Genomic DNA, 23,626 nt, shown 5'->3' with positions numbered 1-23,626 from the left:
TCAAACGGCGCACTTCGCCGAATAGTCGCGCGGTCCGAAGACGGCCCTGCCGACCCTCACCATGGTCGCTCCCTCCGACACCGCCTCGTCCATGTCGGCGCTCATGCCCATGGAAAGCGTGTCCATGCCGGGGTGCTTCACACGGAGCCGCTCGAAGAGTGCGCGCATGGCCGCAAGGGGCCTTCGACGAGATTCGCTGTCCGCCGCCGGCGCGGGAATCGCCATCAGCCCCCTTAGCCTCAGGCCCGGATAGCCGGCGATCTCGTCCGCGAAGGCCTCGACTTCGGAAGGCACAACCCCCGACTTCGTCTCCTCTCCGTCGATGTTGACCTCGATCAGAATGTTGAGGGGCGGCATGCCAGCGGGTCTTTGAGCGGAAAGCCGCGACGCAATGCGAAGGCGGTCGACGGACTGAACCCAGTCGAAGTGCTCGGCGACGAGGCGGGTTTTGTTGGCCTGAAGCGGCCCGATGAAGTGCCACTCGCCGGGATCCTCCGGATGCACCGCACGAAAGTGCACGATCTTCTCCACCCCTTCCTGAACGTAGTTTTCCCCGAACGCCCTCTGACCGCAGGCATAGGCCTCCTCGCAGGCCTCGACGGGAAAGGTCTTCCCGACGGCAATGAGCCTGACGGAGCCCGCAGGCCTGCCCGCCGCACGCTCCGCGGCCGCAAGTTCACCCCGCACCCGTTCCAGTCGTTCGGGCAGTCCCGGCTTGAGTTCGCTCACGATGCATTCTCCTGAAAGCTGTTCGAAGGAAAGGCGTCCTTCGTGCGCAACGACAGTCTAGCAAGGGTGGCGGCGCATCGGCATCGCACGAAGATTGACGATTTCTTGACCTCCGTCAAATTTTCAAATGCATCATTTTTCGGATTTGATCCTCTCGAAGCCCCCTCCGAACAGCCGTCCCCGCCGTTCTGACGCAAACGCAGCTCACGCTGTCTTTTTCGCAAACTGAAGCCCGGAGCGGATTTGCGAAGGCGCACAACTTGCGACACACTGCATCCTTTCATGATCCTGCAAAGACACGCAATCAACCACCAAAACAAATCTTTTACTTACTCTTCAACAAGATAGCAAGAATAAAATACAAGTGGATCACGCCAGAGGATCACGGGTCGATACGCAACAGACAGACTCAAAGTACACTGACCTTACGACGACAGCATCGTTCAAGTGTTACGTTCAAGCAAATTCAGGAGTACCAGCATGTCGACCGCCGCAGTCCTTTCCGACTTTTTCACCGCAGCCCTGAGAGAGGCTCGTTCCGAACGCCCTGCCAGCCTTGCAAGCCGCATTCCCGCGCTCGACGAACTGACGGAGGGCGGCTTTCCCGTGAACGCCCTGACCGAGCTTTTCATTCCGCACGCCGGCATCGGAGAGGTCCGCATGCTGCTTCCCGCTCTGGCATCCCTGAAGCACGTCACCTGGGTGCTACCCTGCGACTCGGAGGCGGCTCCCTACGCGCCCGCCCTTGCCGACGCCGGCCTCGATCTTGACCGACAGCTCTTTTCCATTCCCTCTACGCCTGAAGAGGCCTTCTGGTGCGCGGAACAGGCCGCCGCCAGCGGAGAAACCTCGGCCGTCGTCGTCTGGCTCAATCCGCTCGTTCACGGGAAGGACGGTGCGGCCCTCGCAAGGCTCGACATGGCCGCGCACTCGACGGGCACGACGATCTTCCTCATCCGCCCCTCGAGCATGGCCTGCACGCCGTCCCCTGCCGAACTCCGTCTGATGCTGCGGCCGGGCAGGTCCGGCACCGTACACGTTCGAGCTACGCGACGCGGCGCATTCTTCGACCGCACGCGGGAAGCAGACGTCAGTCTGGAGGAAAGGCCCCTCGTTCCCGCCCCGCGCGCATGCCGCCGCAAAGTGCAACAGGCTCTCGCCTCGGCCCGTCTCTCTCCCGCCTGCTGAACGCAGCCCTCATGCTCGTCCATCAAGGAGTCCAGCTCATGAACATCGCCACCTGCGCCAAAACATCCCTCAAAGCCGTCGTCAGCGTCCCCGTCGGCATCCGTCTGCAGGAACTTCCCTCAATGGTCAAAAGTCTCTGCGCAGGGATTGCGGGCAACGCCGACTGCTCAGGCGGCGAACTCACTCTCACGCTCGAGGGGCTGGACGAAACCCGCAGGATCGTCGTCAGCGTCAATAACGGCAGCGCACGCGCCTTCACCGACGTCCTGACCGACCGACTGATCCGCACGCCCATTCCGGGAAGCCTGCGACGCATGACGCTCTCGCTTGAGCCCGAAATCTCTGATCTCATCAGGGACACGCCGAACGCTTCCGTCCCGACGGGGCTTGCCGCCCGACTTCAGGCACGCCTTGGTCCGGGACGCGTCTTCCGTCTCAGCAACCTCGATGAAGGCCTTCCCTCCACCTCGAGCCGTCTTGCTCCCGTTGCGGACGCCTTTGCGCGCAAGCCCATGAGCGCTCCTGCCGGCAAAGCAGACGTGAGGCCCACGATGCTTCTCTCTGATCCGCTACCGCTCCACGCTTCGGACGATGGACTTGCATGGCGTCAAGAGTCCCTGCGTCTGGTTGATGGTCCCGTGCGCCATGCCGACGACTCGGAGATCCGCGACTACTTTGTGGCCGAAAGTTCGAGCGGCCGCCGCGTCTGGCTTTACCGAACGGAGGATTCCGACAAGACGGAGGTCCGCTGGCACCTCCACGGGTTCTTTTCCTGAACCTATAATGAGCGGACTTCAATCCTCAGCAAGGGATCCGAGCCCGTGAAAGAACCCATTCTGCTGCACAGCTGCTGCGCGCCCTGTTCCTCCGCCATTCTCGAATGGCTTCTGCAGAACGACTACGCGCCTCACGTCTACTACTTCAATCCCAACATATTTCCTGAAGAGGAGTATCTCGTTCGCAAGAACGAGTGCATCCGCTACTGTGAAAAGCTTGCCGTTCCGTTCACGGACGGCGACTGGGACCACGCAGGCTGGCGCAACGCCGTCAAGGGACACGAATGCGATCCAGAACGCGGCGAACGCTGCAGGCTGTGTTTCGGCGTGCGCATGAGGGCCACCGCCGCCATGGCCGCAAAGCTCGGCATCAGGCGCTTTACGACAACCCTCGCAGGAAGCCGCTGGAAGCGCCTTGATCAGATTCGAGAGGCCGCGCTCGAAGCGGCTGCCCTGCACCCCGGCACCACCTACTGGGATCAGAACTGGCGCAAGGGCGGTCTGCAGGAGCGCAGGGGCGAGATCCTCAGAGAGGAAAACTTCTACAATCAGCTCTGGTGCGGCTGCGAATTCTCCATGGGACATCTTCGAGAACGCGATCCCTCCGACCTTCCCGCCCACATGAAGCCTTATCTTGAAGCACTGGGGCTTACGGGAAAGGGCTGACAAGTTTCAATGGACAGCGGGCCCGCAGTCTTCTCGGCTGCGGGCCCGCTGTCATTTCAATCCGGGTGTTTACTTCTCGTTGAGAAGCCCCTTCCTGACCTTGTAGTCGGCGAGCGCCCTCTGGGCTCTGGCCGCATCGGCCATCTTTTTGGAAAGCCCCGTGCAGGCATCCTCAGGCACCATGCGGTCATTCTCCCAGCGATAGCAGGTCACGCTTCCGTTGTCCCTGATCTCGGCGGCACCCCAGCTGCCCGCTGCGATGCCCGTATAGGAAACGATGAGGTCCATCGATTCGTTGGCAAACAGGTTGCGGCCTTCGTGAATTTCGGGCGTCCTGCCCAACACGACGCCTGCAATCGTCGGGAAGATGTCGCGATGCCCCGCCCAACGCGTGACGTCGACCTTCCCGGCGTCAGCCTCAAGGCTCTCTGGCGCCCAGATCAGAATCGGAACGCCATGCAAATGATGGGCGTAGCCGCCTGCGTACGACATGCGAAGATTGTGGTCGCCGGTCGCCACGATCAGAAGCTCGCGCTTGAGCGCGCCGCGTCTCATGTCATGCACGAATCCGCCCAGAGCATTGGCCGCGTACTGATAGGTTTCAAGAGAACCCGTCAGGATGTCGTACCTGTTGTCCGTGATGAAGGGCGGCAACTCCTTGTAGGAAACGGGATTGACCTTGACGCCGTCGGGCACCCTGTGCGGCGGATGATTGGCGGTGGAGAGCATCACGATAAAGAGCTTCTCCCCCTTCTGGTCCGCCTCCTTCAGAATCTCCTCCGCACGCTTGAACATCCAGGCGTCACCGACACCCCACGTGCCGTTCTCGACGCCGGGATAGCGGGACGACAGCTTGCCCGCACCGACAATCTCGTCGAAGCCCTGTTGCGGAAAATTGGTTTCGATCTGGCGCCAGGCCTCGGGACCCGCCGTCAAGAAGATCGTCCTGTAGCCCGCCTTCTTGTACTCAAGCATACGGGAGAAATCGAAGACGTGCCGGCCGTAGCGGCTCTGCGTGATCGGATTCAGGGGAGAGTCGAAAAGCAGGCCCTCGAGCGTCGGGAAGGTTGCCTGTCCCACACACAGCGACTGCTTGAAGACAAGCGCCGAATCGAGTTCGCCTGCCAGAGCACCCAGCGTGTCGTTGACACCGGGCTTGTGCGACTCGAACACGTCACGCCCCATGGACTCCATGACGGCCAGAACAACATGAGGCTGCGACTTGAGCGGCTTGCTCTGAGGCAGTACAGGGCGAACCTCGGCAATGAGAGCCTCAGCATCTGATGCCTTGCCAAAGCCCATCTGCTGGAGGGCGGCAATGGCGCCGCCCTTGAGTTCAAGCACCTGCATGCCCTTTCGGGCCTCATGGAAGGCAGCCATGCCGTTGGGAACAGTGGCGTTGATGAAGGCGTTCTTCGTAACGGAATAGCTCTGGATTCGAAGCGGGAAGGTGCCCAAGCTACCGCGAATGACAAGCGCCATCACGACAATCGAAAGAATCGAAAGGACGCCGTAGGCGGCCCTGCCGACCCTGCGCTCACGGCTGCGACCGAGAAGCATGGTGCACGCAAAGGGCAGAGCCGTGAAACCCGCCAGACAAAGCAGGTAGGTGAACACGGGCCAGTCCTTCATGATCGTGATGACGATCGCCTTCGTGTCGTCCTGAAGGAAGCCGAAGATGATAGGGCTGATGGGCGTTGCGTAGAAGCCGTAAAAGCCGAAGTTGATGACCGTCAGAAGCGCCGTCACAAACATGCCCACGAAGGCAAGAATGCGCGCCAGCTTCCAGAAGAAGGCCTTCCAGTAGGAAAGGAGAACGCAGATCCAGGCGGGCAGTAGCAGGATTGCCAGCCACTTGGCATCAACGCGAAGCCCCATCACCATTGCAGGTGCAAAGTCGCTCAGAAAGCCGAGATCGTCGTTTTTATAGGCGAAGAAGAAGACGATTCTCGCAATCGTCAGCAGAAGGAGTGCGGCGATGCCGAAAGCCGCTGCCCGGGCGCACCGCCCGAGCCAGTTAAAGGATTCTGTCATTGTCCGAAAGAGCCGTTGAATCATTGCAGGACCCGCATGGCACCGTGCCGTTGCAGGCCAAAGGGTGCATTCTACTTAGGCGCGAACTTTTTTTCAGTTCACAGGGCGATCATTTTTCCCCAAGAACGACGCCTTTCTGCACGAAACCTCCTCAATCTGTTGCGCTCCGAGCACGTCACGCTCCGGCCATGGCGAGTTCGGAAAGTATTTTTTGCCAAATTCGGAGAATAGGCGGAAAATTTCGGGATGCACATTCGCGGTCCCCGAATTCAGGAGGGACCGCCCATCACCAAGGCAACAACAATGAACGTTTTCCTCCTCATTGCGGCGGCAATCATCCTCATCGTCGTCCTGCTTCGCTTCAAGTGTCCGATCGGACCGGCCATTCTGGCCGGCGGCGCCCTTCTCTGGCTCTTTGAAGACCCCACTCTGCGCGCCCTCACCGAAGCCGGTCACGACATGCTAACGATGAACCGCACCTACGACCTCCTCTTTGCGCTCTACTTCGTGATGTGCCTTGAAATCCAGCTCCGCAGATCCGGCACGCTCAAGGGCATGGTCGACGCGCTCAACCGCTTCTTCTCCTCGACGAAAGTCGTCATCTCCAGCATGCCCGCCTTCCTTGGTCTTCTGCCCTCTGTCGGCGGCGCACGCTTTTCCGCTCCGATCGTCGAGACGGCCTGCGAAGGCATGGACATCAAGCCCGAAAGCAAGGCCGCCATCAACTTCTGGTTCCGCCACATCTGCGAGTTCGCCAGCCCCATCATTCCCGGCATGATCCTCGGCTGCGCCATCGCTCACGTGAGCGTCGCCGATCTCGTCATCCATCTTTTCTGGATGTCCGTCGTCGCCTTCGCCGCAGGCTGGTTCGTCATGGTCCGCCCGCTCAAGTTTGAGGAAAAGCGCCGCAAGGCCGAACTGTCGTCCGAGCAGCGCAGGACAGACCTCATCAACGTCGTGCTCGCCATCGCGCCCGTGCTTCTGAGCGTCGTTCTCATGATGGCCTTCAATCTCTCCGCCGCCCTCGCCATGGGCGCCGTGGTCGTGCTGCTCATCCCCGTACTTCTGATGATGAAGCGCGGCGTGAGCGTCAAGGACGTGTTCGTCGGCGCCGCCGACTGGCGCCTTCTCCTCAACGTCGGCTGCATCCTCTTCTTCATCCAGCTTCTTGAGGCCACGGGCATCCTGCACCAGATCATCACCTGCTTCGAAGGCTCGGCGCTTCCCGTGCCCGTCATCATCGCGCTCACGAGCTTCGTCATCGGCATCCTCACCGGCATGAGCCAGGGCCACGTCGCCATCGTGATGCCGATCGTGGCGGGCCTCATGCCCGGCTCTCTTGATCTGGCCGGCGTCGCCATGGTCTTCGGTGTCGCAGGCCAGATGATCACGCCCACCCACGTCTGCCTCACGATCACGATCGACTACTTCAAGTCGGACTTCTTCAAGACGCTGGTGCCCGTCATCCTTGCGGAAGCCATCGTTCTCGTCGTCTTCTCGGCCTGGACCTGGCTCACTTGGGCAGCCTGACCGCATCCCAGATCCATCAGGCGGGGCCTGACGCTCACACGCGTCGCCCCCCCTTTCTTTCCCCGCACCTCCTGATTTGACTTCCGCTTAACGTCAGTACCAGCAAACGGGGTAAAATATTGACTTTGTTCAGCTTTCAAGCCGCGCGTCCAACCCCGCGCGCGTCCGCTCTCCGCGCCCGAAGCCGCAGTGCTCAGGCGGGACCCTTTTCAAACAACGAGTTTTAGTGATGAAGACGATTCGCACCCGCATTGCACCGAGCCCCACGGGCATGATGCATCTCGGCACCGCCCGCACGGCCATCTACTGCTGGGCCGTCGCCCGCCACTTCGGCGGCAAGTTCCTGCTTCGCATCGAGGACACCGATCAGGTCCGCTCCACGAAGGAGGCCGTTCAGGTCATTCTCGACGGCATGAAGTGGCTCAACCTCGACTACGACGAGGGTCCCGTCTATCAGATGGACCGCCTCGAGCGCTACCGCGAAGTCGTCGACCAGATGCTGGCCGACGGCCGCGCCTACTACTGCTACGCCACGCCCGAAGAGCTCGACGCCATGCGCGAAGAACAGAAGGCCAAGGGCCTCAAGCCTCGCTATGACGGTCGCTGGCGTCCTGAGAACTGTCAGGGCAAGCCCATCCCCGAAGGCGTGAAGCCGGTCATCCGCTTCCGCAATCCCGATGACGGCGCCGTCACCTGGAACGACGCCGTCTACGGCACGATTACGGTCTCCAACAGCGAACTTGACGACCTGATCATCATGCGCAACGGCATTCCCACGTACAACTTCGCCGTCGTCGTCGACGACTGGGACATGGAAGTGAGCCACGTGATCCGCGGCGCGGACCACATCAACAACACCCCGCGCCAGATCAACATCTACCGCGCGCTCGGCGCTGAAGTGCCCGTCTTCGCCCACCTGCCGCTCATCAATGGCCAGGACGGTCAGAAGCTCTCGAAGCGCCACGGCACCGTCTCCGTGCTCGAATATGAACGTCAGGGCTACCTCCCCGAAGCCGTCTTCAACTATCTCGCCCGCCTTGGCTGGGGCCACGGCAACATGGAGAAGTTCACCCGCGACGAGCTCGCCGAAGTGTTCGAGCTCTCCGACTGCTCCCGTGCTGCCGCCCGCATCGACTGGAAGAAGTTCGACTGGCTCAACCAGCAGTACATGAAGGAAGCCGACGCGAATCGTCTGGCCGATCTCACGAAGGCCCGCATCGAGGCCCGCGGCGGCAAGGTTGAAGGCGGTCCCGATCTCGCTGCCGTCTGCGAACTGCTGAAGTCCCGCTCCGCCACTCTCGAAAAGCTGGCCGACGCCGCCCTCTTCTTCTACGTTGAACCCAAGGTCAACGAAGAGGAAGCCACCAAGGTCCTCGCCGACGGCGGTCGCGAAGCCCTCAAGCTCTTCGGTGAAAAGCTCGAGGCCGTCTCCGACGTTACGCCTGAGGCCGTCTACGGCTGCATTCAGGCCGTGATGGAGGAGCAGGGTGTTGCGATGAAGGTTCTCGCCAACCCGCTCCGCGTCTGTGTCTGCGCCGCCGATCGCACACCGCAGATCGACAAAACGCTCTGCCTCATCGGCAAGGAAGAAGTGCTCGCCCGCATCGCCCGCGCGCTCTGATTTCTGACAGAGGCAACAAGCTGATCAGTTGAAGCTCAGTCCGCAAGCATCCGGGCTGAGCTTTATTTTCATCCTTATTACGCAAAATATTGACTTAACGCAAACCCCGATTCGCATCTTCTGGAAAAACGGCGTATAGTTCATCTCCTACGAAACAACGTCCCTATCGTCTAGTGGTCCAGGACCGCAGCCTCTCACGTTGCTAACGCGGGTTCGAACCCCGCTGGGGACGCCACAACTCAACCTCCGCAGTATCTTGAACTGACGGAGGTTTTGTTTTATCAGAACGCCGCCCGCCTATTCTCAACATCACAACTCCCCTCTTTATAATCTCCACATCCGGTCGCTCAACTGGCGAGAGAGTCCCAACTCTTGCAAGCACACCGTTTCCGTCTCCCATCAACGACACATCCAAAATAGCCAAAATGGGGTTCCTGCGAAAGTACATTTTTCCCATCCTGTTTGGGGTCATTTTCTTCAGTCTGTTCAAAAATCACCTCCCGAAATTCAAGGTGCTGTCGGCGCTGGAAACCATTGACCTGCTGAAAAAGAACGACAAGCTTTCCCTTGTGCGTTTTGGCGACGGTGAGTTCGACATCATCGCCCAAAAGAGGGGACCAAACTACCAGAGAACCTCTCCGCGCCTCAGGGAAGCGCTTTTGAAGATTTTGAACAGCAGGAGCATTTGCGTGGCCGTTCCTGAGGCTCTGTCAGTGGATGTGCTGACACCAGAAAACAGCACCAATTCCCACTTGAGATTCTGGAGAACCTATGTCGTCTTGAGAGCTCAGCTGTTCCGCCACATTCTCGATTCAACCCGTTTGTATGGGGATGCCTGCGTTTCAAGACCCTATACCAATAGTCAAGATGACCAGCTTGCTACTCAAGTTTTTAGGCAGATCCGAACACTCTGGGCCAATAAAAATGTTGTCGTGATCGAAGGGGAGCTTACCCGTTTCGGAGTCGGAAACGATCTTCTCAACGACGCAGCCAGCGTCAAAAGAATCATCGGCCCTGCCAAAAACGCCTTCGAAAAATGCGATCAGCTCCTCGAAGAAGCCCGCAAACAGCCCGAGGATACAATCTTCATCGTTGCACTCGGTCCCGCAGCCAAAATCATCGCCTACGAACTCTCCAACCAGTTCAAAACCCTTGATCTGGGGCATCTGGACATTGGATACGAATGGTATCTGAGAAAAATGAAGGAGGGCGGCAGCGTCCCCAACAAATATGTCAATGAAGCCAGAGTCAACTTCGATTCCGAGTCAGAACCTTTCGACCCAAGTCTTTACGAATCTCAAATCATCGCCAAGTTTTTGAACTAGACGACTTTCGCCTCCGCTGGTTGTGCGCCTGCAGAGGCTTTCTTTTGAAGTAGAGACTCGCTTCAAAGGCCGCCCGCAAGCAGGGCGAGAACGCCGCCATGGGCGCGCGTGCGAACACCGTGCACGGGTTTGCGCACGGTTTGAACGGAGGAAGTGCGGGAGGAACGACTGGAACGAGGCTTTTCGCCCGCCTTGCGCACGCTGACGCTGCCGTCGGCTTCAACGACGAACTCCACGCAGGAGCAGCCTTCCTCGAGTCCGAGAAAGTCACGAATTTCCTTGGGGATCGTGACCTGCCCCTTGATGGTAAGACGATGCGACATATGCTTCTCCTTCATGCAGATAAATGTTGATGGATGTGCATGCCGCGGAACTTTTTCGGTCAGGGGCCTCATCCTCGATGAAGCTCCGGTCCTGATGCGAAAAAGCCTCCCGCAGCGTACACGCATGTCGAGAGGCATTGCCATTCTCCGTATGTTTGTCGGTGCGCGATGAGCTACCGGCCACATGGCCTCCCGCGGAGGCCACCACCTTGCCCGGAGGCGGGCAGGTTGGCGTGAGGGCTTTTAGGAAAGTCCTCATCTCTTCATGCTGTCGAATTAATATACACGTCCGAGGCACTTCGTCGCAACACGCCTACCATGGATAGGTGATGGACAAAGTGCCTAGACGAGCTGATCATTTCGATCAATCGCGTCGACGGGGAAAGCCGCAAAGCAGAACCGCCGCCTGTCGGGGCTTTCGAACGGTCTCGCGCTCGAAGACTCGAAGCTCTTCGGGCTTGCCTGAAGCGCCGCTGCGCTCACGATAGGGCGTGTCGAAGATCGGATCTCGGTTGCGGTGGGAGGGCGGCACATATGCACGGGCACGCTCCTTGGCGAGACGTTCATCCTCGGGCGTATCGACGCGCTCGATCTCTCGCTCGCCACGTCGTTCGGGACGCTCTCCTGAGGCGCGGCGCATTTCCGAACGAGCCTGACGCGAGAGCGGGCGCAGGGGCTTCTGTTCGAAGGTCTGCTTCGTGAGCTTCTCGATGGCGTCGACAAGACGGCCGTCTTCGCGCGTCGCGAGCATGATGGCAAGGCCGTGGGAACCGGCTCGACCGGTACGGCCGATGCGGTGCACGTAGTCCTCGGCGCTGAACGGAACATCATAGTTGATGACGCAGGGCAACTCCTTGATGTCCAGACCTCGCGCCGCGACGTCGGTCGCAACGAGAACATGGATGGCGCCCGACTTGAAGCCGTCGAGCGCCGCCTGACGCTCCTCCTGCGTCTTGTCGCCGTGAATGGCGTCTGCATTGATCCCGACGCGCTCAAGCGTGCGGGCAAGGCGACGGCAGGTGATCTTCGCGTTGACGAAGACGATGACCTGCTCGAGCGGCTTGTTTTCGGGACCTCGCGTCTTGAGGATGTCGATCAGCACGTCCGTCTTCTCGCGATCCGCGACCTGAAAGACCTCCTGAGTAACCGTGTCGGCCGTCTGATTCTGACGGGCGACTTCGATCATGAACGGATCGGGCTTGAGGAAGTTCTTCGCGAGCCTGGCGATGTCGGGCGAGAACGTAGCCGAAAACATCAGACTCTGACGGTTGGCCGGTAGAAGCTTGAGGATGCGGCTGATGTCAGGCAGGAAGCCCATGTCGAGCATGCGGTCAGCCTCGTCGAGCACGACGACCTCGACCTGAGAGAGATTCGTCGCGCGCTGCTCGATATGGTCAAGCAGACGGCCCGGCGTCGCCGTCAGAATTTCGACGCCGCGGCGGAGCATGTCGGACTGCGGACGAATGTCGACGCCGCCGTAGACCACACCGACGCGCAACGGCGTGTCCGCCGCATACTGCGTCATGTTGGCAGAGACCTGATCGGCCAGCTCGCGCGTAGGCGTCAGAATGAGCGCGCGCACGGGATGACGGGCGGGCGACATCGAGGTGTTCGCATGCGGAAGAATGCGGGCGATGAGCGGGAGACCGAAGCTCGCCGTCTTGCCCGTGCCCGTCTGGGCTGCGCCCATCACGTCTCCCCCCTTCATCACCACGGGAATGGCCTGAAGCTGAATCGGCGTCGGCTCCTTGTAGCCGATGCGTTCGATGGCGGACATGATGCGGGAGTCGAGATTGAATTGTGCGAACGATGACATGCTGCTGGCGTTCTCTTGGAATGGCTCTTGAGTGTGGGCGGCGTCGCAAGGGCACTTGCTGAACGCCTGAAAACCGTTATTTTAGCGGGATTCCGCACGTGGCGCAGTTTTCGGCCACCCGCATCAGGGCGGCGCGTCCTCCCGAAAACGCGAAAAGGCTCCCGAAGGAGCCTTTTCAGGCGACTCCGCACGAGGCGGAGTCAAGGGGATCAGTTCTCAGTCAGGTAGTCGCGCAGACGTTCCTGGAACTCGGGACTGCGAAGCTTGCGGATGGCCGCCGACTCGATCTGGCGGACGCGCTCGCGCGTAAGACCGAGCGCATGGCCGACTTCCTCAAGCGTGTGGTCCTTGTTCGTACCGATGCCGTAGCGCAGGCGAAGCACCTGAGCCTCACGGGGAGCGAGATCGTCAAGCGACTTCTTGATGCATTCGATCATCGAACGGTCCTGGAAGGCACGGCTCGGATCGTCATGTTCATCGCCGCGCACGAAGTCGAGCTTCGTCGCATCCTCGTCATCACCGATTGGTGCGTCGATGGACTCGACGCCGCGCATAGCCTGCGTGAGAAGCTGCACCTTGGCGAGCGGAAGCTCGGCAAGATCGGCAAGCTCCTGCTCGGTCGGCTGCCGGCCGTGCTCCTGCAGGAAGTGCTGCTTGTGACGGCGGATCTTGTTGTAGGACTCCGTCATGTGGACCGGAATGCGGATGGTGTTGCCGAAGTCGGCCACGGCACGCGTGACGGACTGACGGACCCACCAGGTCGCATAGGTCGAGAACTTGTAGCCTCGGCGATACTCGAACTTGTCCACAGCCTTCATCAGACCAAGGTTGCCCTCCTGAATCAGGTCGGTCATCGCGAGACCGCGGTTGACATAGCCCTTGGCGATCGAGATCACCAGACGCAGGTTCGCCTCGATCATGCGGGCCTTGGCCTGCATGAGATTCGTCTGCGCAAGCTTGAGCAGACGGGCAAGTTCGCGCTGGCTGGCGATCGTCATCATCGCGCGCTCCTCGAAACCGCGCAGATGACGCTGCTCCTCGTGCAGAACGCCAAGGTTGCGCGCAACGGCAGGCGCCCACGGCGTCTCGCTCTCGGCGATGGCCTCAAAAAGCCCGTCGGCGGTCGGATCACCGTTGATCACGTCAAGCGTGGCGCGCTGCGGCATGCGGCACTGGTCGGCAAGAACCCTGCGGACGTTCTTGAGGGACGTCGTCACCTCGTCCATGTGCTTGGAGATGTCCTCGGAGAGCTGCGTGACAACCTTCACGGAGAAGCGCACGGGCGCGAGGAGCTCGGCGATGGCGGCGCAGGCGGCCTTGTAGGCCTCGGCGTCGCCCTTCGGGCCGAAGTTGGCGCGAACGGTCTCAAGATGCCTGCCGCAATTCTCGAAGATGTCGAGCACGCGAGCGCGCATCTCCTCGAGCTGGTCGGCCGTCATGGCGGCGGCGCCGATGTCGGTGGCGATGTCGTCGCCGTCAGAGGAGACGGCGTCCACTTCCTCGAGGTTGTCCGTAAAGCCGTCGACGAGCGTGTCGACGGAGACGGACGTATCCTTGAGGGTTTCGGCCATCTTGCAAAGCTCGGCCACGGCCATCGGATACTGCACGAGCGTCGAGACAAGCCTGCCCGTGAACATTTCGATCGACTTGGCAACCTCGATTTCACCCGCACGGGTGAGAAGCTTGTGCGAGCCCACGCCGCGCAGATAGGCGCGGAGAGGATCCTTGGAGAGGCCTGCGGACTCCTCGGGCGTCAGCATGGCGGCGGCGTCATCCTCGTCGATGTCCTCGGCCTCGTCGACGCCGTTGCCGGTGATGAGAAGGTCGTCTTCGTCGGGACGCGTCTCGAACACCTTGATCGAAAGGCGGCCGAGCGCCTCCGTGATCTCCTGCACGTTTTCGGCCGTACGCACGGCGCTTTCAGGCAGGTGGTCGTTGATTTCCTCAACCGTCACCCAGCCGCGGGAGCGGCCGAGACGCACCAGAGCGCCGTAGCCATTGCCCGCCGTCACCGAACGGCGGCTGCCAGAAGCAGAACCCTGTTCCTCGGAACCTTCATCCTCCCACTTGTCGAGTTCTGCGGCTTCATCGTCGATGGAAGAGTCCTCCTCCATTTCGTCGATGTCGTCATCATTCTCAAAAGCGTCTTCGTTCGTCTTCATCTGTTCCAATCTCTCGTTGGCGGGGCTCTTATTGTTGCAATTGCCCCGCTTCTTCCTAATTTCTCCGGACCGCCTCGGCGCCGCCCTTCTCCCGCATCCTCCTCTCGTCCGCCCGAATCATTCTGTCTTCTCGGGGCCTGCCGACTATCGGCCTGGGAGCCATGCATCCAGGGAAAAGCAGCCGGTCATCCTCGCAGCCCGGCGCTGCATCGATTATTTTTCGTCCTACGTCAGCGCGCTTCGTGCCGTCGTTGCCTGATCTCCCGTTCTCTTCCGGAGCAACGCGATCCTGCGCCTCCGGCGGTCCAGACCGCACGACGCCTTCCGCGACAGTGTCGGCAGACACCGTCATGGGCGAAAAAGGCGGATAGCTTAACACTGCGCCATACTCTTTTCAAGCAGAAAAAGCAACAAACGGCGAAACGCCGCCCGTCGCCCTCCCGTCAGGGCCTCCGAGCGGCACGGGCGCCGCATTTGAAAACGGGGAACGGCCTTAGCCGCTCCCCGTCATGCAAGGCATCAATCCTTTCCGTCGCCCTCGACGAAGCTTCTCAGCTTGTCGGCTCTAGACGGATGACGAAGCTTTCTGAGCGCCTTCGTCTCGATCTGGCGGATGCGTTCGCGCGTGACGTCGAACTGCTTGCCGACCTCCTCAAGCGTGTGGTCGGACTGCATCTCGATGCCGAAGCGCATGCGCAGAACCTTGGCCTCCCTCGGGGAAAGACTGTCGAGAACCTGACGGACGGTTTCGGAGAGGCTCGTGTTCTGAATGGCCTCGGCGGGCGCCACCGTCTGCGTGTCCTCAAGGAAGTCGCCGAGATGGGAATCGTCATCGTCGCCGATCGGTGTCTCCATCGAGATGGGCTCCTTGGCGATCTTCATAATCTTGAGAATTTTGTCCTCGGGCAGCTCCATCAGCTTCGCAAGCTCGCGGGAATCGGGCTCGACGCCCGTTTCCTGCAGGATCTGGCGCGTGATGCGATTCATGCGGTTGATCGTCTCGATCATGTGCACGGGAATGCGGATCGTACGGGCCTGGTCCGCGATCGAACGCGTGATGGCCTGACGGATCCACCAGGTGGCATAGGTCGAGAACTTGTAGCCGCGGCGGTACTCGAACTTGTCGACGGCTTTCATGAGGCCGACATTGCCCTCCTGAATGAGATCGAGGAACTGCAGGCCGCGGTTCGTGTACTTCTTCGCGATCGAGATGACGAGCCTGAGATTGGCCTCGGTCATCTCACGCTTGGCGTTGCGTGCCTTGGCCTCGCCCGTCGCCATCTGCTTGTAGGTATCAAAGAGCTCGGGCACGGTCATGCAGGCATTCGAGACCAGTTCGGCAAGCTTGCGCTGCTCCTCCTCAACCGTGGGCCTGAGGTGCTCGAGATAGGCGGCCTTTTCGGGATTGTCACGTACAATGGCGCTCATCCAGTCAAGATCGGTCGCATGATCGGCAAATGTTGCAAGGAACCACGTGCGGTCAAGCCCGACGCGGCGCACGAGCTCGTTGTAGATCGTCTTCTGGCGGGTGCGCACCTCGTCGATCGTCGTGCGAAGAAGCTCGCAGAGCTTGTCAGCGGTCTTGGCGGTGAAGCGCACGGCCATCAGCTCGCGCTGGATCGAATCCTTGAGCGGGTCGAGCCTGTCGCTGCCGTAACCCTCCTCGCGGACAACGGTCTTGAGCGTATTGAAATGCTCCTCCACGACGGCAAAGATCGCGAGGCTGCGCTGCTTCATGTCCTCGAGCTGGTCCACCGTCATGGCGGAGGCGCCCATGTCGGTCTCATCGTCGTTGTGGCCGAGCACGTTGCCCGTATCATCCGCAGCAACGAGGCCGTCGACGATGTCGTCAATGGGCAGCGTGCCCTCGCGGATTTCATGCGCATAGCCGACGATCGCCGCCACGGTGACCGGGCAGCGGGAGATGGCGAGCACCATGTGCTTCAGGCCGTCCTCGATGCGCTTGGAGATTTCGATTTCGCCTTCACGGGAAAGAAGCTCCACCGAGCCCATCTCGCGCATGTAGATGCGCACGGGGTCGGTCGTGCGGCCGAATTCGCTGTCGACGGTCGAGAGCGCGGCTTCGGCCTCCGCATCCGCATCCTCCTCGCTGGCAACGCTCTCGTTGCCCATCATGGCGAGCGTATCCTCGTCGGGAGCGGATTCAAAGACCTGAATATGCAGATTCGAAAGAATCGCCACGACGGTCTCGATCGCATCGTCATCGATCAGGCTGTTGGGCAGGTTGTCGTTGATTTCGCCGTAGGTGACATAGCCGCGCTCGCGCCCCATGCGGATGAGCGTGAAGAGCTTGGAACGGCGGTCCTCGGTGGAGTCCTCCTCGTCGGAGCCGTAACCGTTGAGAAGCGCCTTCTTGTCGCGGGCGCTGCGCGCCTTGCGCTTGCGGCGGCCGATCTGGGCGTCCGTCTCCGCCTCGCCGACTTCATCGGCCTCGTCCTCTTCGGAAAGATCATCAGGCAGATCGGGAATGTCCTCCTCGTAGTCGACGTCGTCGTCAAGCACAGCGTCGAAGTCGCCCGTTCCATCGTCGTCGTATTCGGCCAGATCGTCCTCATCCGAGCGTCCCTTGGCCTTCGACTTCTTTGAAGCGGTCTTCCTACGCTTCGGCGCGGCCTTTGCGGCACCCGCCTCCTTTTCCTCGGTCCCCGCCTTCTTGCGGCGGGTGCGGCGGGGCTTGGCGGCCTCCTCTTCAGCGGCGGGAGCCGCTTCCTCGACGGCAGGGGCGGCTTCAGCGGCCTCGGCGGTCTTGCGGGTACGGCGACGCACGGGCTTGGTCTTGGGGGCCTCCGCCTCTTCAGGGGCCTCCACGGAGAGCTTCAGACCGGCGGTTTCCAAGGTCGCGACCTCCTTCTCGGCGCGCTTTGCTGGGGCACGCCTCCTTTTGGGAGCCACCGTCTGAGGCGCCTGCTCCGTTTCATCCTGAGCCGCCTCATTCACCGTCGTCTTTTTGGATACAGCCATACCTGCCCTCTTCTGCTGAGACGGCGCGCATCTCTCTCACGCCGACTCCCTGCGCTGCGCACGACTGACTAGGCCGAGCGGCACGCGGATCAAACACGGAGACCCGGAGGCCTCCCTTCGCCGCTGCATGCGGAGCATGGCGCCCGTCGGGCGCCCTCCGACGCATCTTTTGCCCTGACTTCTTCCGGTCGAAAAACTCACGGCAAAATCCGCGTGTCGTCTCCACGTGATGTCATTCGCCAAACCGGGAGCCGATATGCTTTTTTCAAAGGTTTCAAAAAAGTACGTCTTTCCGCTTGACAAAGCAAAGGACAACGACTTAATCATTTTGCCACACCGCCTCCCGAAAGTGGAGGCGGCATAATGGCAATCCCTGCCTTCGAAGTCGTGTTTTTCCGTCAGAAAGCATGCTTTTAATCAAAAAAACGGCGGAAAATTCCGCCGTTTATGATGGTTTGTCCGAATAGGCACCCTCTGTCGGAGCCCTACCTCCTGCCCGCAAAGAGCCAGGGACAGCACACCCTCTCGAGCAGTCCGATGACGCCGTAGATCACGAGACCAAGAAGGCTCATGCCCAGAATGGCGTTGAACATGGAGAGCACGTCCCCCATGCCCCAGGCGTCCATGATGAGGTAGCCGAGCCCCGAGGTGGTTGCGAAGCTTTCGGCCAGAAAGAGCACCGCGACCGCCGTGCCGCTCGCCACCTTGAGGGAGGTGAAGAGCGCAGGGAGCGCTGCAGGAACATAGAGATGTCGGACGGCCTCGGCCGTCGTGCCGCCCATCGAGCGGAAGGCCTTGGCCCAGGAGGGATCGATGCTGAGCGCCCCCGCACGGATGATGACGAGCACCTGATAGCCCGTTGTAAGCGCAATGAGGAGAACGCGCGAGGCGTCTCCGAGCCCCACCAGCGTGAAGAACACGGGAAGCAATACGATCTTGGGCAGCGGATAAGTAATGAAGAGGAGCGGACTGCCCGCCAGATCCGCCGCACGGCAGTGTCCGAGCAGAAGTCCCAGAGGAAAGGCAACCGCGACGGCCGCAACAAGGCCGAGCGTCAGGCGCCAGAGGCTCACGAGGATGTGCCCCCAGAATTCAGGCGTGCCTAGAGACTCGGCGAAGAGCCTGATCGTGGCCACGGGATCGGGCAGAAGGTCGGGTCCGAGCGCAAGCGCGCCCGCGTGCCAGCATCCGCCCAGAAAGAGAAAGCCGAGGATGTAGCGCATCACGATCATTCGTCCTCTCCCGAAGCGGCCGCCAGCCCCGCGTGGATGCGGCGCACGGTGTCGTAAAAGGCGGGCGAGGCCCTGTCGCCGCAGCCGAGCTCCTGCGAGTAGGCGGGATTTTCAAAGCATTCGGGCGCTCTGCGGCCGTGGGGCGCAAGCATCAGGACATGCGAACCGAGCGCAACGGCCTCGCTGATGTCGTGTGTCACCAGAATCACGCTGCATGGATGCCTGCGGCGGAGCGCCGTCAGGAAATCCTGCATGCGCGCGCGCAAAAGCGCGTCAAGAGCCGAGAAGGGCTCGTCCATGAAGAGAACCTGAGGCTGCACAATGAGCGCGCGGCCGAGCGCAAGACGTTGCCGCTGTCCTCCCGAAAGCTCGGAGGGAAAGCGCGACTCGAGCCCAGAGAGTCTGAGTTCGGAAAGCATGGCCGAGACACGCCCGGCCGAATCGGCGCAGCGTCCGGCGGAAAGCTCCAGTGGAAGCGCGAGGTTCTCCCTCACGCGCTTCCACGGAAAAAGACCGAGATGCTGCCAGACGAAGCTTGTGCGCATATCCTGAATCGAACGGACTCCGCCCTGAGGAGAGGTCCACCTGACCGTCCCCGAAATCGCAGGCCTCAGCCCCGCGAGAGCGGTGAGAAGCGTCGACTTCCCGCAACCGGACTCGCCGACGATGGCAAGCGAGGCCCCCGGCGGCAACGACAGATCCAGCCCCTCAATGACGGGCCTGCCGTCGTAGCCAAGCGTAAGCCCGTTGCAGGCCAGTCCCGGCGGCTCAAGCGCCTCTTCCCTTTGATTCTGCATGCGCACCTTCGAATTACGGACGGATCACCACGCTGTCGTAAGCGGGCACCGCCTTGATCATGTTCTTTCCGACCATCCATTCTCCCACGCGGCGCACGTCTTCGGCGCTCGGCAGGGGAGGCAGACCGTCATTCGTGCCGAACATGGAGAAGCGGACCATCGTGTAGTTCTGCGCAACGGGCGCAGGTAGCAGGCCCTTCTTCACCATGACGGCGCGGAAGCGGTCGGGCTCCGACTCGATGAGTCTGGCGGCGTCCGCCACGGCACCCCGGAAGGCGGCGACGGTCTTGTCGTCAAGCCTGTCCTTCTTGAGCGCAACGACGGCAAGCGCCTCGTTGAGACCGCGGTCATCCCAGATCACGCGTCCGCCCTTCGCTTCGACGACGGAGACGAGCGGCTCGGGCAGCATGGCCGTCGCGGCCTTGCCGGTCTGAAGCATCTGAAGGCGGATCGGGATTTGCTTGACCTCAAGGTTCCTGAGCGCGCCGTCGGAAAGCTTTTCCTCAGCCTTCATGCGGTCGAGAAGGTAGTCGATGATCGTGGCGGAGCTCATGGCCGTCTCAGTGCCGTCGAGATCCTTGAGCGAGCGGATCTTCTCGGCGGCAGGCGCGACGACGAGACCGAAGGCACGCTGTGCCCGGCTCGTATGGGTCGTCGTGAGAATCACGGCCTGGGGAACGCCGCGCTCATTCTGAGTGAAGACGTTCATCAGATCGCCGAAATGCCCGTCAAGGCGGCCCGCACGCATGGCGGCACCAAGTTCGAGAGCAGACTTGAAGGGAATCACCTCAACGTCAAGCCCTCTGGCCTTGAACAGCTTCTCGTCGGCCGCGGCGTGGATCACAATGGCGTCGGCGGCTGGAAGCACACCGATGCGAAGGGGCTCGGCGTCGACCGCCGCAGAAACCATCGTGCCGGCAGCCAGCAGGGCCGCCCATAAAGTCTTCTTCAAAATGAGCTCCTTAGGGAAAAGCTAGTCGCGCCGGCGCGCGGCCTCCCCCGCCGTCACAGACCCACGTTGAGATCCGCGTCGGGATCTCCGGCGTCGTCATAGCGGTAGGGAGCTTCATCGTCGAACGGCACGTCGGGCGGCATGCCCGAGACGTCATATTCTTTCATACCATCGGGTACAAAATCAACCTTCTCATCCGAAAGCTCAGGCGGCAAGCTCTCCGCGAAGGCGGTGAAATCTCCCGCGGTACGCCCTGCGGCGCTTGCTGCCAGAGCCTCCCTCACGGCACTCGTTGAAACACGGGAGGCTCCCTGAGGCGCGGCCTGCGCGCCCGAGACAGAAGAAGTCCCCGTGTCGCCCCTGAGGAAGCGCTGCAGCTGCGCGACGATCGGATTGGACGAAAGAGGGGCGAACTCGCCGCCCGAAGGCTTTTCAGCCGCACGCTGGCTCTCGAACCTTGCCTGATTCTCAATGCGCAGGCGGTACTCGCGCTCCGCAAGACGGGCCTCGTCCGCAAGGCGCTGAAGCTCAGCCCTTCTGTCGTTGAGCCTGCGCATCGCGTCCATGTCCCTCGCCGCATCATGGGCGAGCATTTCGATGCGGGCCTTCGTGCGCTCGAGCTCGAGCTCGATGAAGGCCTTCCTTACCTCAAGACGGGCGCCCTCCTCGGGCGTGCCCGTCGAGAGCTCCTCGGTGAGGAGCTCCTCATAATAGGAAAGGCTGGCGCTCTCTCCGAGCCTCATGAGAAGGGAAGCAGGATTGACGCAGCCTCCTTCCTCGTCCTCGGCCGCCGCTGCGCGCCAGACCTCGATGATGCGTTCGGCGGCGGGATGCGTGCTCGACAGGAACTCCTCCTCGATCGAGTGGCTGAATTCGCTCACGAGATGAGGATAGGAAAGGAGGCACTGGAGCATGCGCTCCCTAACGTCCTTGACGCGAACTCGAGGCTCGGGTGCGGGCTTCGCGGGCCAGCGTGGAAAGCGGTCGTCACGCCTGCGGGCAAAGCCGCCACGGCCCTGCTGCCGGCCGCCATCGAAGGACGGCCTGGAGGGAGCGGCGCCGGCGAGCCCGTACTGGCGCTCGATGTCATCCGCCTGCAGGCGGGCGATGCCTGCGAGCTCGCGGATGAATGCAAGCCGCAGAATGGGAGCATGCTGCATCGAGAGCACCCAAGGCTTGGCCTCGGCCACGAGCTTCGCACGCTCCTCGGCGTACATGAGCTCCTTCCCTTCGAGAAGGAGCTTCTTCATGAAGTCCGTGAGTCCGTAGGCCTTTTCAATCTGGCGCTCGAACCCCTCCGCGCCCTCCGCCTTGATGAGGCTGTCGGGATCGTGCTCGGGCGGCAGAATGATGAAACCCGCCTTCTGCACGTCCGTGATGACAGGCAGGGCCGCCTCAAGCGCACGACGCGCGGCCTTGCGGCCGGCGGCGTCGCCGTCGAACGAGAAGTAGACGCTGTCGGTGAGCTTGAAGAGCTTCCTGACATGCTCGGGCGTGATCGACGTGCCGAGTGCGGCGACGGCCTCCTCGAACCCGGCCTGCGAAAGCTGGATCACGTCCATGTAGCCCTCGCAGACGATGGCGCGACCCTTGCCGTAGATCGCCTCCCTGCCCTCAAAATAACCGTAGAGTTCGCTGCCCTTGTGGTAGATCGGCGTTTCGGGACTGTTGAGGTACTTGGGCTGCTCGTCGCCGTTCATCGTGCGGGCGCCGAAACCGATCACAAGGCCCTTGGCGTTGCGGATCGGGAACATGATGCGCCCTCTGAACGCATCGTAGCGCCTGTCGTTCCTGACGTTGACAAGACCGCACTCCTCAAGCGCCCTGTCGGAATACTTCTCTCCGAAAAGGGTCTGAAGGGGATGCCAGTCGTCGGGCGAATAGCCGAGACCGAACTTCGCAGCCGTGGCGGCCGAAATGCAGCGGTTCTTGAGGTAATCGGAGGCCCCAGCGTTCCGCCTGAGCTGCTCCGTGTAAAAGGCCGCGGCCTCTCCCATGTAGTCCGTGAGCGTGCGCGCCTTCTCGCGGGCTTTGATCTTTGCGGGCGAGCGGTCCTCGGGAACCTCCATCGAGTAGTAGCCCGCAAGCTTTCTCACCGCATCAGGGAATTCAAGCCCCTCGTACTTCATGATGAAGCCGATGGCGTTGCCCGCCTCACCGCAGCCGAAGCACTTGAAGAACTGCTTCGTCTGGCTCACCGAGAAGGACGGCGTCTTCTCTTTGTGGAAGGGACAGCAGCACATCCAGTTGCGCCCCGCCTTCTTCAAAGGGACGTAGCGGTTGATCACGTCGACGATGTCGGCGCGTTCAAGCAGTCCTGTGATAAAGCCCTCGGGAATCATGGATGGTCTTGCTAGGGGAAAAGGCGTGGATCTTCCGCCCGGAAGGGGCGGCGGGTAGGATTTTGATTATAGAGCCTTGAGCGGGCCGGCTCTCGGGTGCCTCCTGAGGGCGCCCAATAAAAAAGAAGGCCGCCCAAGAGAAACTCTTGAGCGGCATTCCTGCGTTATGAACGTGCGGCTTAGAGCAGCCGCACCCGCCATGCAGCGGACTTCGACTTAAGCGGTGAGCTTCGCCTTGACGAGAGCGCTGACCTTGCCCATGTCGGCACGGCCCGTCACCTTCGGCTTGACGATCGCCATCACCTTGCCCATCGCAGCCATGCCGGTCGCACCGACTTCGGCAACGGCAGCATCAATGACGGCAGCGATCTCCTCGTCGGAAAGTCCCTTCGGGAGATACGCTTCGAGCACCTTGATTTCGACCGATTCCTTGTCAGCGAGATCCTGACGGTCCCCCGCCAGATACTGCTGCACGGAATCCTGACGCTGCTTGACCATCTTGGCGATCACCGAGAGGATCAGGGCATCGTCGGCCTCGATCTGTTCGTCGACCTCACGCTGCTTGATCGCGGCAAGGAGCAAGCGAATCGTGCTCAGACCCGCCGCGTCATGCGCACGCATGGCAGCCTTCATATCTTCGCGGATTCTGTCCTTAATCATCACCATCCTTCGTGAGGAAAAAATTGTTTGTCTGTGGAGCTTTGTGCCGCCGCCCAACCGACAGCACGGGGATCGGCGGCCTCCGGCCTCCAACGCCCGGGCAGAAACTCGAATTAGTAGAGCTTCTTGGGGAGCATCATGCTGCGCAGGCGCTTGTAGTGACGCTTGACGGCAGCAGCCTTCTTACGCTTACGTTCGGCGGTGGGCTTTTCGTAGAACTCGCGGGCGCGGAGTTCGGTAAGGAGACCAGACTTTTCGATGGTGCGCTTGAAGCGGCGGAGGGCAACTTCAAACGGTTCGTTTTCTTTAACGCGGATAGTAGGCATTAGAACCTAACCTCAGTAAACAGTGTGATGACCCGGAAATCAAATGGAAAGCCTCCGGCATCTCTGGTTCCGGGACAAGAGACGGAGGACGCAATCGAACAAAGACGGCCCCTGAGCGGAGCCGTCCGAATGTCGAGTCCGAGATTTTGACATAAAACACTGGGA

At 61.1% G+C, this 23,626-nt stretch carries 18 protein-coding genes, 1 tRNA gene and 1 riboswitch; of the genes, 7 read left to right on the top strand and 12 right to left on the bottom strand.

From position 1 onward, the window contains the following. Entirely contained in the window at positions 1–729 is a 729-nt protein-coding gene (locus HMPREF3036_RS05210; protein WP_062332182.1) for a YggS family pyridoxal phosphate-dependent enzyme, read from the bottom strand. A gap of 480 nt (positions 730–1,209) precedes the next feature. On the opposite strand from HMPREF3036_RS05210, the gene HMPREF3036_RS05205 reads away from it, so the two are divergent. The 3 genes from HMPREF3036_RS05205 to HMPREF3036_RS05195 are packed head-to-tail and all read left to right on the top strand — an operon-like array spanning position 1,210 to position 3,359. Then, complete coding sequence (locus HMPREF3036_RS05205) at positions 1,210–1,917, top strand: hypothetical protein (RefSeq protein ID WP_005435687.1); 708 nt, start codon at positions 1,210–1,212, stop codon at positions 1,915–1,917. Positions 1,918–1,955: 38 nt separating this feature from the next. After that, positions 1,956–2,693: a hypothetical protein gene (locus HMPREF3036_RS05200; RefSeq protein ID WP_062332179.1), complete on the top strand. Its 738-nt coding sequence runs from the start codon at positions 1,956–1,958 to the stop codon at positions 2,691–2,693. Between the two features lie 45 nt (positions 2,694–2,738). Beyond that, entirely contained in the window at positions 2,739–3,359 is a 621-nt protein-coding gene (locus tag HMPREF3036_RS05195) for an epoxyqueuosine reductase QueH (RefSeq protein ID WP_005435685.1), read from the top strand. Positions 3,360–3,428: 69 nt separating this feature from the next. On the opposite strand, the gene HMPREF3036_RS05190 is transcribed toward HMPREF3036_RS05195, so the two are convergent. Then, complete coding sequence (locus tag HMPREF3036_RS05190; RefSeq protein ID WP_005435684.1) at positions 3,429–5,393, bottom strand: LTA synthase family protein; 1,965 nt, start codon at positions 5,391–5,393, stop codon at positions 3,429–3,431. 303 nt (positions 5,394–5,696) lie between these two features. Between HMPREF3036_RS05190 and HMPREF3036_RS05185 the strand changes: the two genes are divergently transcribed. From HMPREF3036_RS05185 to HMPREF3036_RS05170, 4 genes are all read left to right on the top strand, one after another. Next, a complete protein-coding gene (locus HMPREF3036_RS05185) occupies positions 5,697–6,923 on the top strand; it encodes a DUF401 family protein (protein WP_062332176.1) in 1,227 nt (408 codons plus the stop codon). Positions 6,924–7,152: 229 nt separating this feature from the next. Further along, positions 7,153–8,544, top strand: coding sequence for a glutamate--tRNA ligase (gene gltX / locus HMPREF3036_RS05180; RefSeq protein WP_062332174.1), 1,392 nt, complete (start codon positions 7,153–7,155; stop codon positions 8,542–8,544). A 159-nt stretch (positions 8,545–8,703) separates the two neighbouring features. Continuing rightward, positions 8,704–8,779 (top strand) — tRNA-Glu (locus tag HMPREF3036_RS05175). Positions 8,780–8,969: 190 nt separating this feature from the next. After that, entirely contained in the window at positions 8,970–9,869 is a 900-nt protein-coding gene (locus tag HMPREF3036_RS05170; protein WP_062332171.1) for a GT-D fold domain-containing glycosyltransferase, read from the top strand. A gap of 62 nt (positions 9,870–9,931) precedes the next feature. Here HMPREF3036_RS05170 and HMPREF3036_RS05165 read toward each other — a convergent pair whose 3' ends face one another. From HMPREF3036_RS05165 to rpsU, 10 genes are all read right to left on the bottom strand, one after another. Further along, the gene (locus HMPREF3036_RS05165) at positions 9,932–10,192 is read right to left on the bottom strand and encodes an AbrB/MazE/SpoVT family DNA-binding domain-containing protein (protein WP_005435672.1); all 261 of its coding nucleotides are present in this window, start codon (positions 10,190–10,192) and stop codon (positions 9,932–9,934) included. Between the two features lie 141 nt (positions 10,193–10,333). Then, positions 10,334–10,466, bottom strand: a riboswitch (SAM-I-IV-variant riboswitch). Positions 10,467–10,556: 90 nt separating this feature from the next. Beyond that, the gene (locus HMPREF3036_RS05160; protein ID WP_062332169.1) at positions 10,557–12,008 is read right to left on the bottom strand and encodes a DEAD/DEAH box helicase; all 1,452 of its coding nucleotides are present in this window, start codon (positions 12,006–12,008) and stop codon (positions 10,557–10,559) included. A gap of 209 nt (positions 12,009–12,217) precedes the next feature. Beyond that, positions 12,218–14,170 carry a sigma-70 family RNA polymerase sigma factor gene (locus tag HMPREF3036_RS05155; protein ID WP_062332166.1) on the bottom strand — a complete coding sequence of 651 codons (1,953 nt, stop codon included), beginning with the start codon at positions 14,168–14,170 and terminating at the stop codon, positions 12,218–12,220. 519 nt (positions 14,171–14,689) lie between these two features. Beyond that, entirely contained in the window at positions 14,690–17,152 is a 2,463-nt protein-coding gene (gene rpoD, locus HMPREF3036_RS05145; protein ID WP_062332161.1) for an RNA polymerase sigma factor RpoD, read from the bottom strand. Positions 17,153–17,637: 485 nt separating this feature from the next. Next, entirely contained in the window at positions 17,638–18,384 is a 747-nt protein-coding gene (locus HMPREF3036_RS05140) for an ABC transporter permease (protein WP_005435662.1), read from the bottom strand. Then, a complete protein-coding gene (locus HMPREF3036_RS05135) occupies positions 18,381–19,181 on the bottom strand; it encodes an ABC transporter ATP-binding protein (RefSeq protein ID WP_005435660.1) in 801 nt (266 codons plus the stop codon). The genes HMPREF3036_RS05140 and HMPREF3036_RS05135 overlap by 4 nt, the downstream gene beginning before the upstream one ends. 13 nt (positions 19,182–19,194) lie before the next feature. Next, entirely contained in the window at positions 19,195–20,133 is a 939-nt protein-coding gene (locus HMPREF3036_RS05130) for an ABC transporter substrate-binding protein (protein WP_156469745.1), read from the bottom strand. 53 nt (positions 20,134–20,186) lie between these two features. Beyond that, entirely contained in the window at positions 20,187–22,475 is a 2,289-nt protein-coding gene (dnaG, locus tag HMPREF3036_RS05125) for a DNA primase (protein WP_062332154.1), read from the bottom strand. A 216-nt stretch (positions 22,476–22,691) separates the two neighbouring features. Further along, positions 22,692–23,135: a GatB/YqeY domain-containing protein gene (locus HMPREF3036_RS05120; RefSeq protein ID WP_005435650.1), complete on the bottom strand. Its 444-nt coding sequence runs from the start codon at positions 23,133–23,135 to the stop codon at positions 22,692–22,694. A gap of 113 nt (positions 23,136–23,248) precedes the next feature. Next, positions 23,249–23,461 (bottom strand): 30S ribosomal protein S21, encoded by a 213-nt coding sequence (rpsU, locus tag HMPREF3036_RS05115; RefSeq protein ID WP_005431181.1) that lies wholly within the window; start codon positions 23,459–23,461, stop codon positions 23,249–23,251. Positions 23,462–23,626: the final 165 nt, after the last annotated feature.

Source organism: Sutterella sp. KLE1602, from assembly GCF_001578585.1.
Taxonomy (GTDB): domain Bacteria; phylum Pseudomonadota; class Gammaproteobacteria; order Burkholderiales; family Burkholderiaceae_F; genus Sutterella; species Sutterella wadsworthensis_A.
Note: the sequence above shows the minus strand (reverse complement) of the source record. Positions and strands in the feature narration are given on the sequence as shown.

What these genes read in the sequence shown, in the direction of transcription:
- HMPREF3036_RS05205 (WP_005435687.1), top strand. Translation starts at nt 1,210, where the DNA reads ATGTCGACCGCCGCAGTCCTTTCCGACTTTTTCACCGCAGCCCTGAGA.
- HMPREF3036_RS05200 (WP_062332179.1), top strand. Translation starts at nt 1,956, where the DNA reads ATGAACATCGCCACCTGCGCCAAAACATCCCTCAAAGCCGTCGTCAGC.
- HMPREF3036_RS05190 (WP_005435684.1), bottom strand. Translation starts at nt 5,393, where the DNA reads ATGACAGAATCCTTTAACTGGCTCGGGCGGTGCGCCCGGGCAGCGGCT.
- HMPREF3036_RS05185 (WP_062332176.1), top strand. Translation starts at nt 5,697, where the DNA reads ATGAACGTTTTCCTCCTCATTGCGGCGGCAATCATCCTCATCGTCGTC.
- gltX (WP_062332174.1), top strand. Translation starts at nt 7,153, where the DNA reads ATGAAGACGATTCGCACCCGCATTGCACCGAGCCCCACGGGCATGATG.
- HMPREF3036_RS05170 (WP_062332171.1), top strand. Translation starts at nt 8,970, where the DNA reads ATGGGGTTCCTGCGAAAGTACATTTTTCCCATCCTGTTTGGGGTCATT.
- HMPREF3036_RS05165 (WP_005435672.1), bottom strand. Translation starts at nt 10,192, where the DNA reads ATGTCGCATCGTCTTACCATCAAGGGGCAGGTCACGATCCCCAAGGAA.
- HMPREF3036_RS05160 (WP_062332169.1), bottom strand. Translation starts at nt 12,008, where the DNA reads ATGTCATCGTTCGCACAATTCAATCTCGACTCCCGCATCATGTCCGCC.
- HMPREF3036_RS05155 (WP_062332166.1), bottom strand. Translation starts at nt 14,170, where the DNA reads ATGAAGACGAACGAAGACGCTTTTGAGAATGATGACGACATCGACGAA.
- rpoD (WP_062332161.1), bottom strand. Translation starts at nt 17,152, where the DNA reads ATGGCTGTATCCAAAAAGACGACGGTGAATGAGGCGGCTCAGGATGAA.
- HMPREF3036_RS05140 (WP_005435662.1), bottom strand. Translation starts at nt 18,384, where the DNA reads ATGATCGTGATGCGCTACATCCTCGGCTTTCTCTTTCTGGGCGGATGC.
- HMPREF3036_RS05135 (WP_005435660.1), bottom strand. Translation starts at nt 19,181, where the DNA reads ATGCAGAATCAAAGGGAAGAGGCGCTTGAGCCGCCGGGACTGGCCTGC.
- dnaG (WP_062332154.1), bottom strand. Translation starts at nt 22,475, where the DNA reads ATGATTCCCGAGGGCTTTATCACAGGACTGCTTGAACGCGCCGACATC.
- HMPREF3036_RS05120 (WP_005435650.1), bottom strand. Translation starts at nt 23,135, where the DNA reads ATGATTAAGGACAGAATCCGCGAAGATATGAAGGCTGCCATGCGTGCG.
- rpsU (WP_005431181.1), bottom strand. Translation starts at nt 23,461, where the DNA reads ATGCCTACTATCCGCGTTAAAGAAAACGAACCGTTTGAAGTTGCCCTC.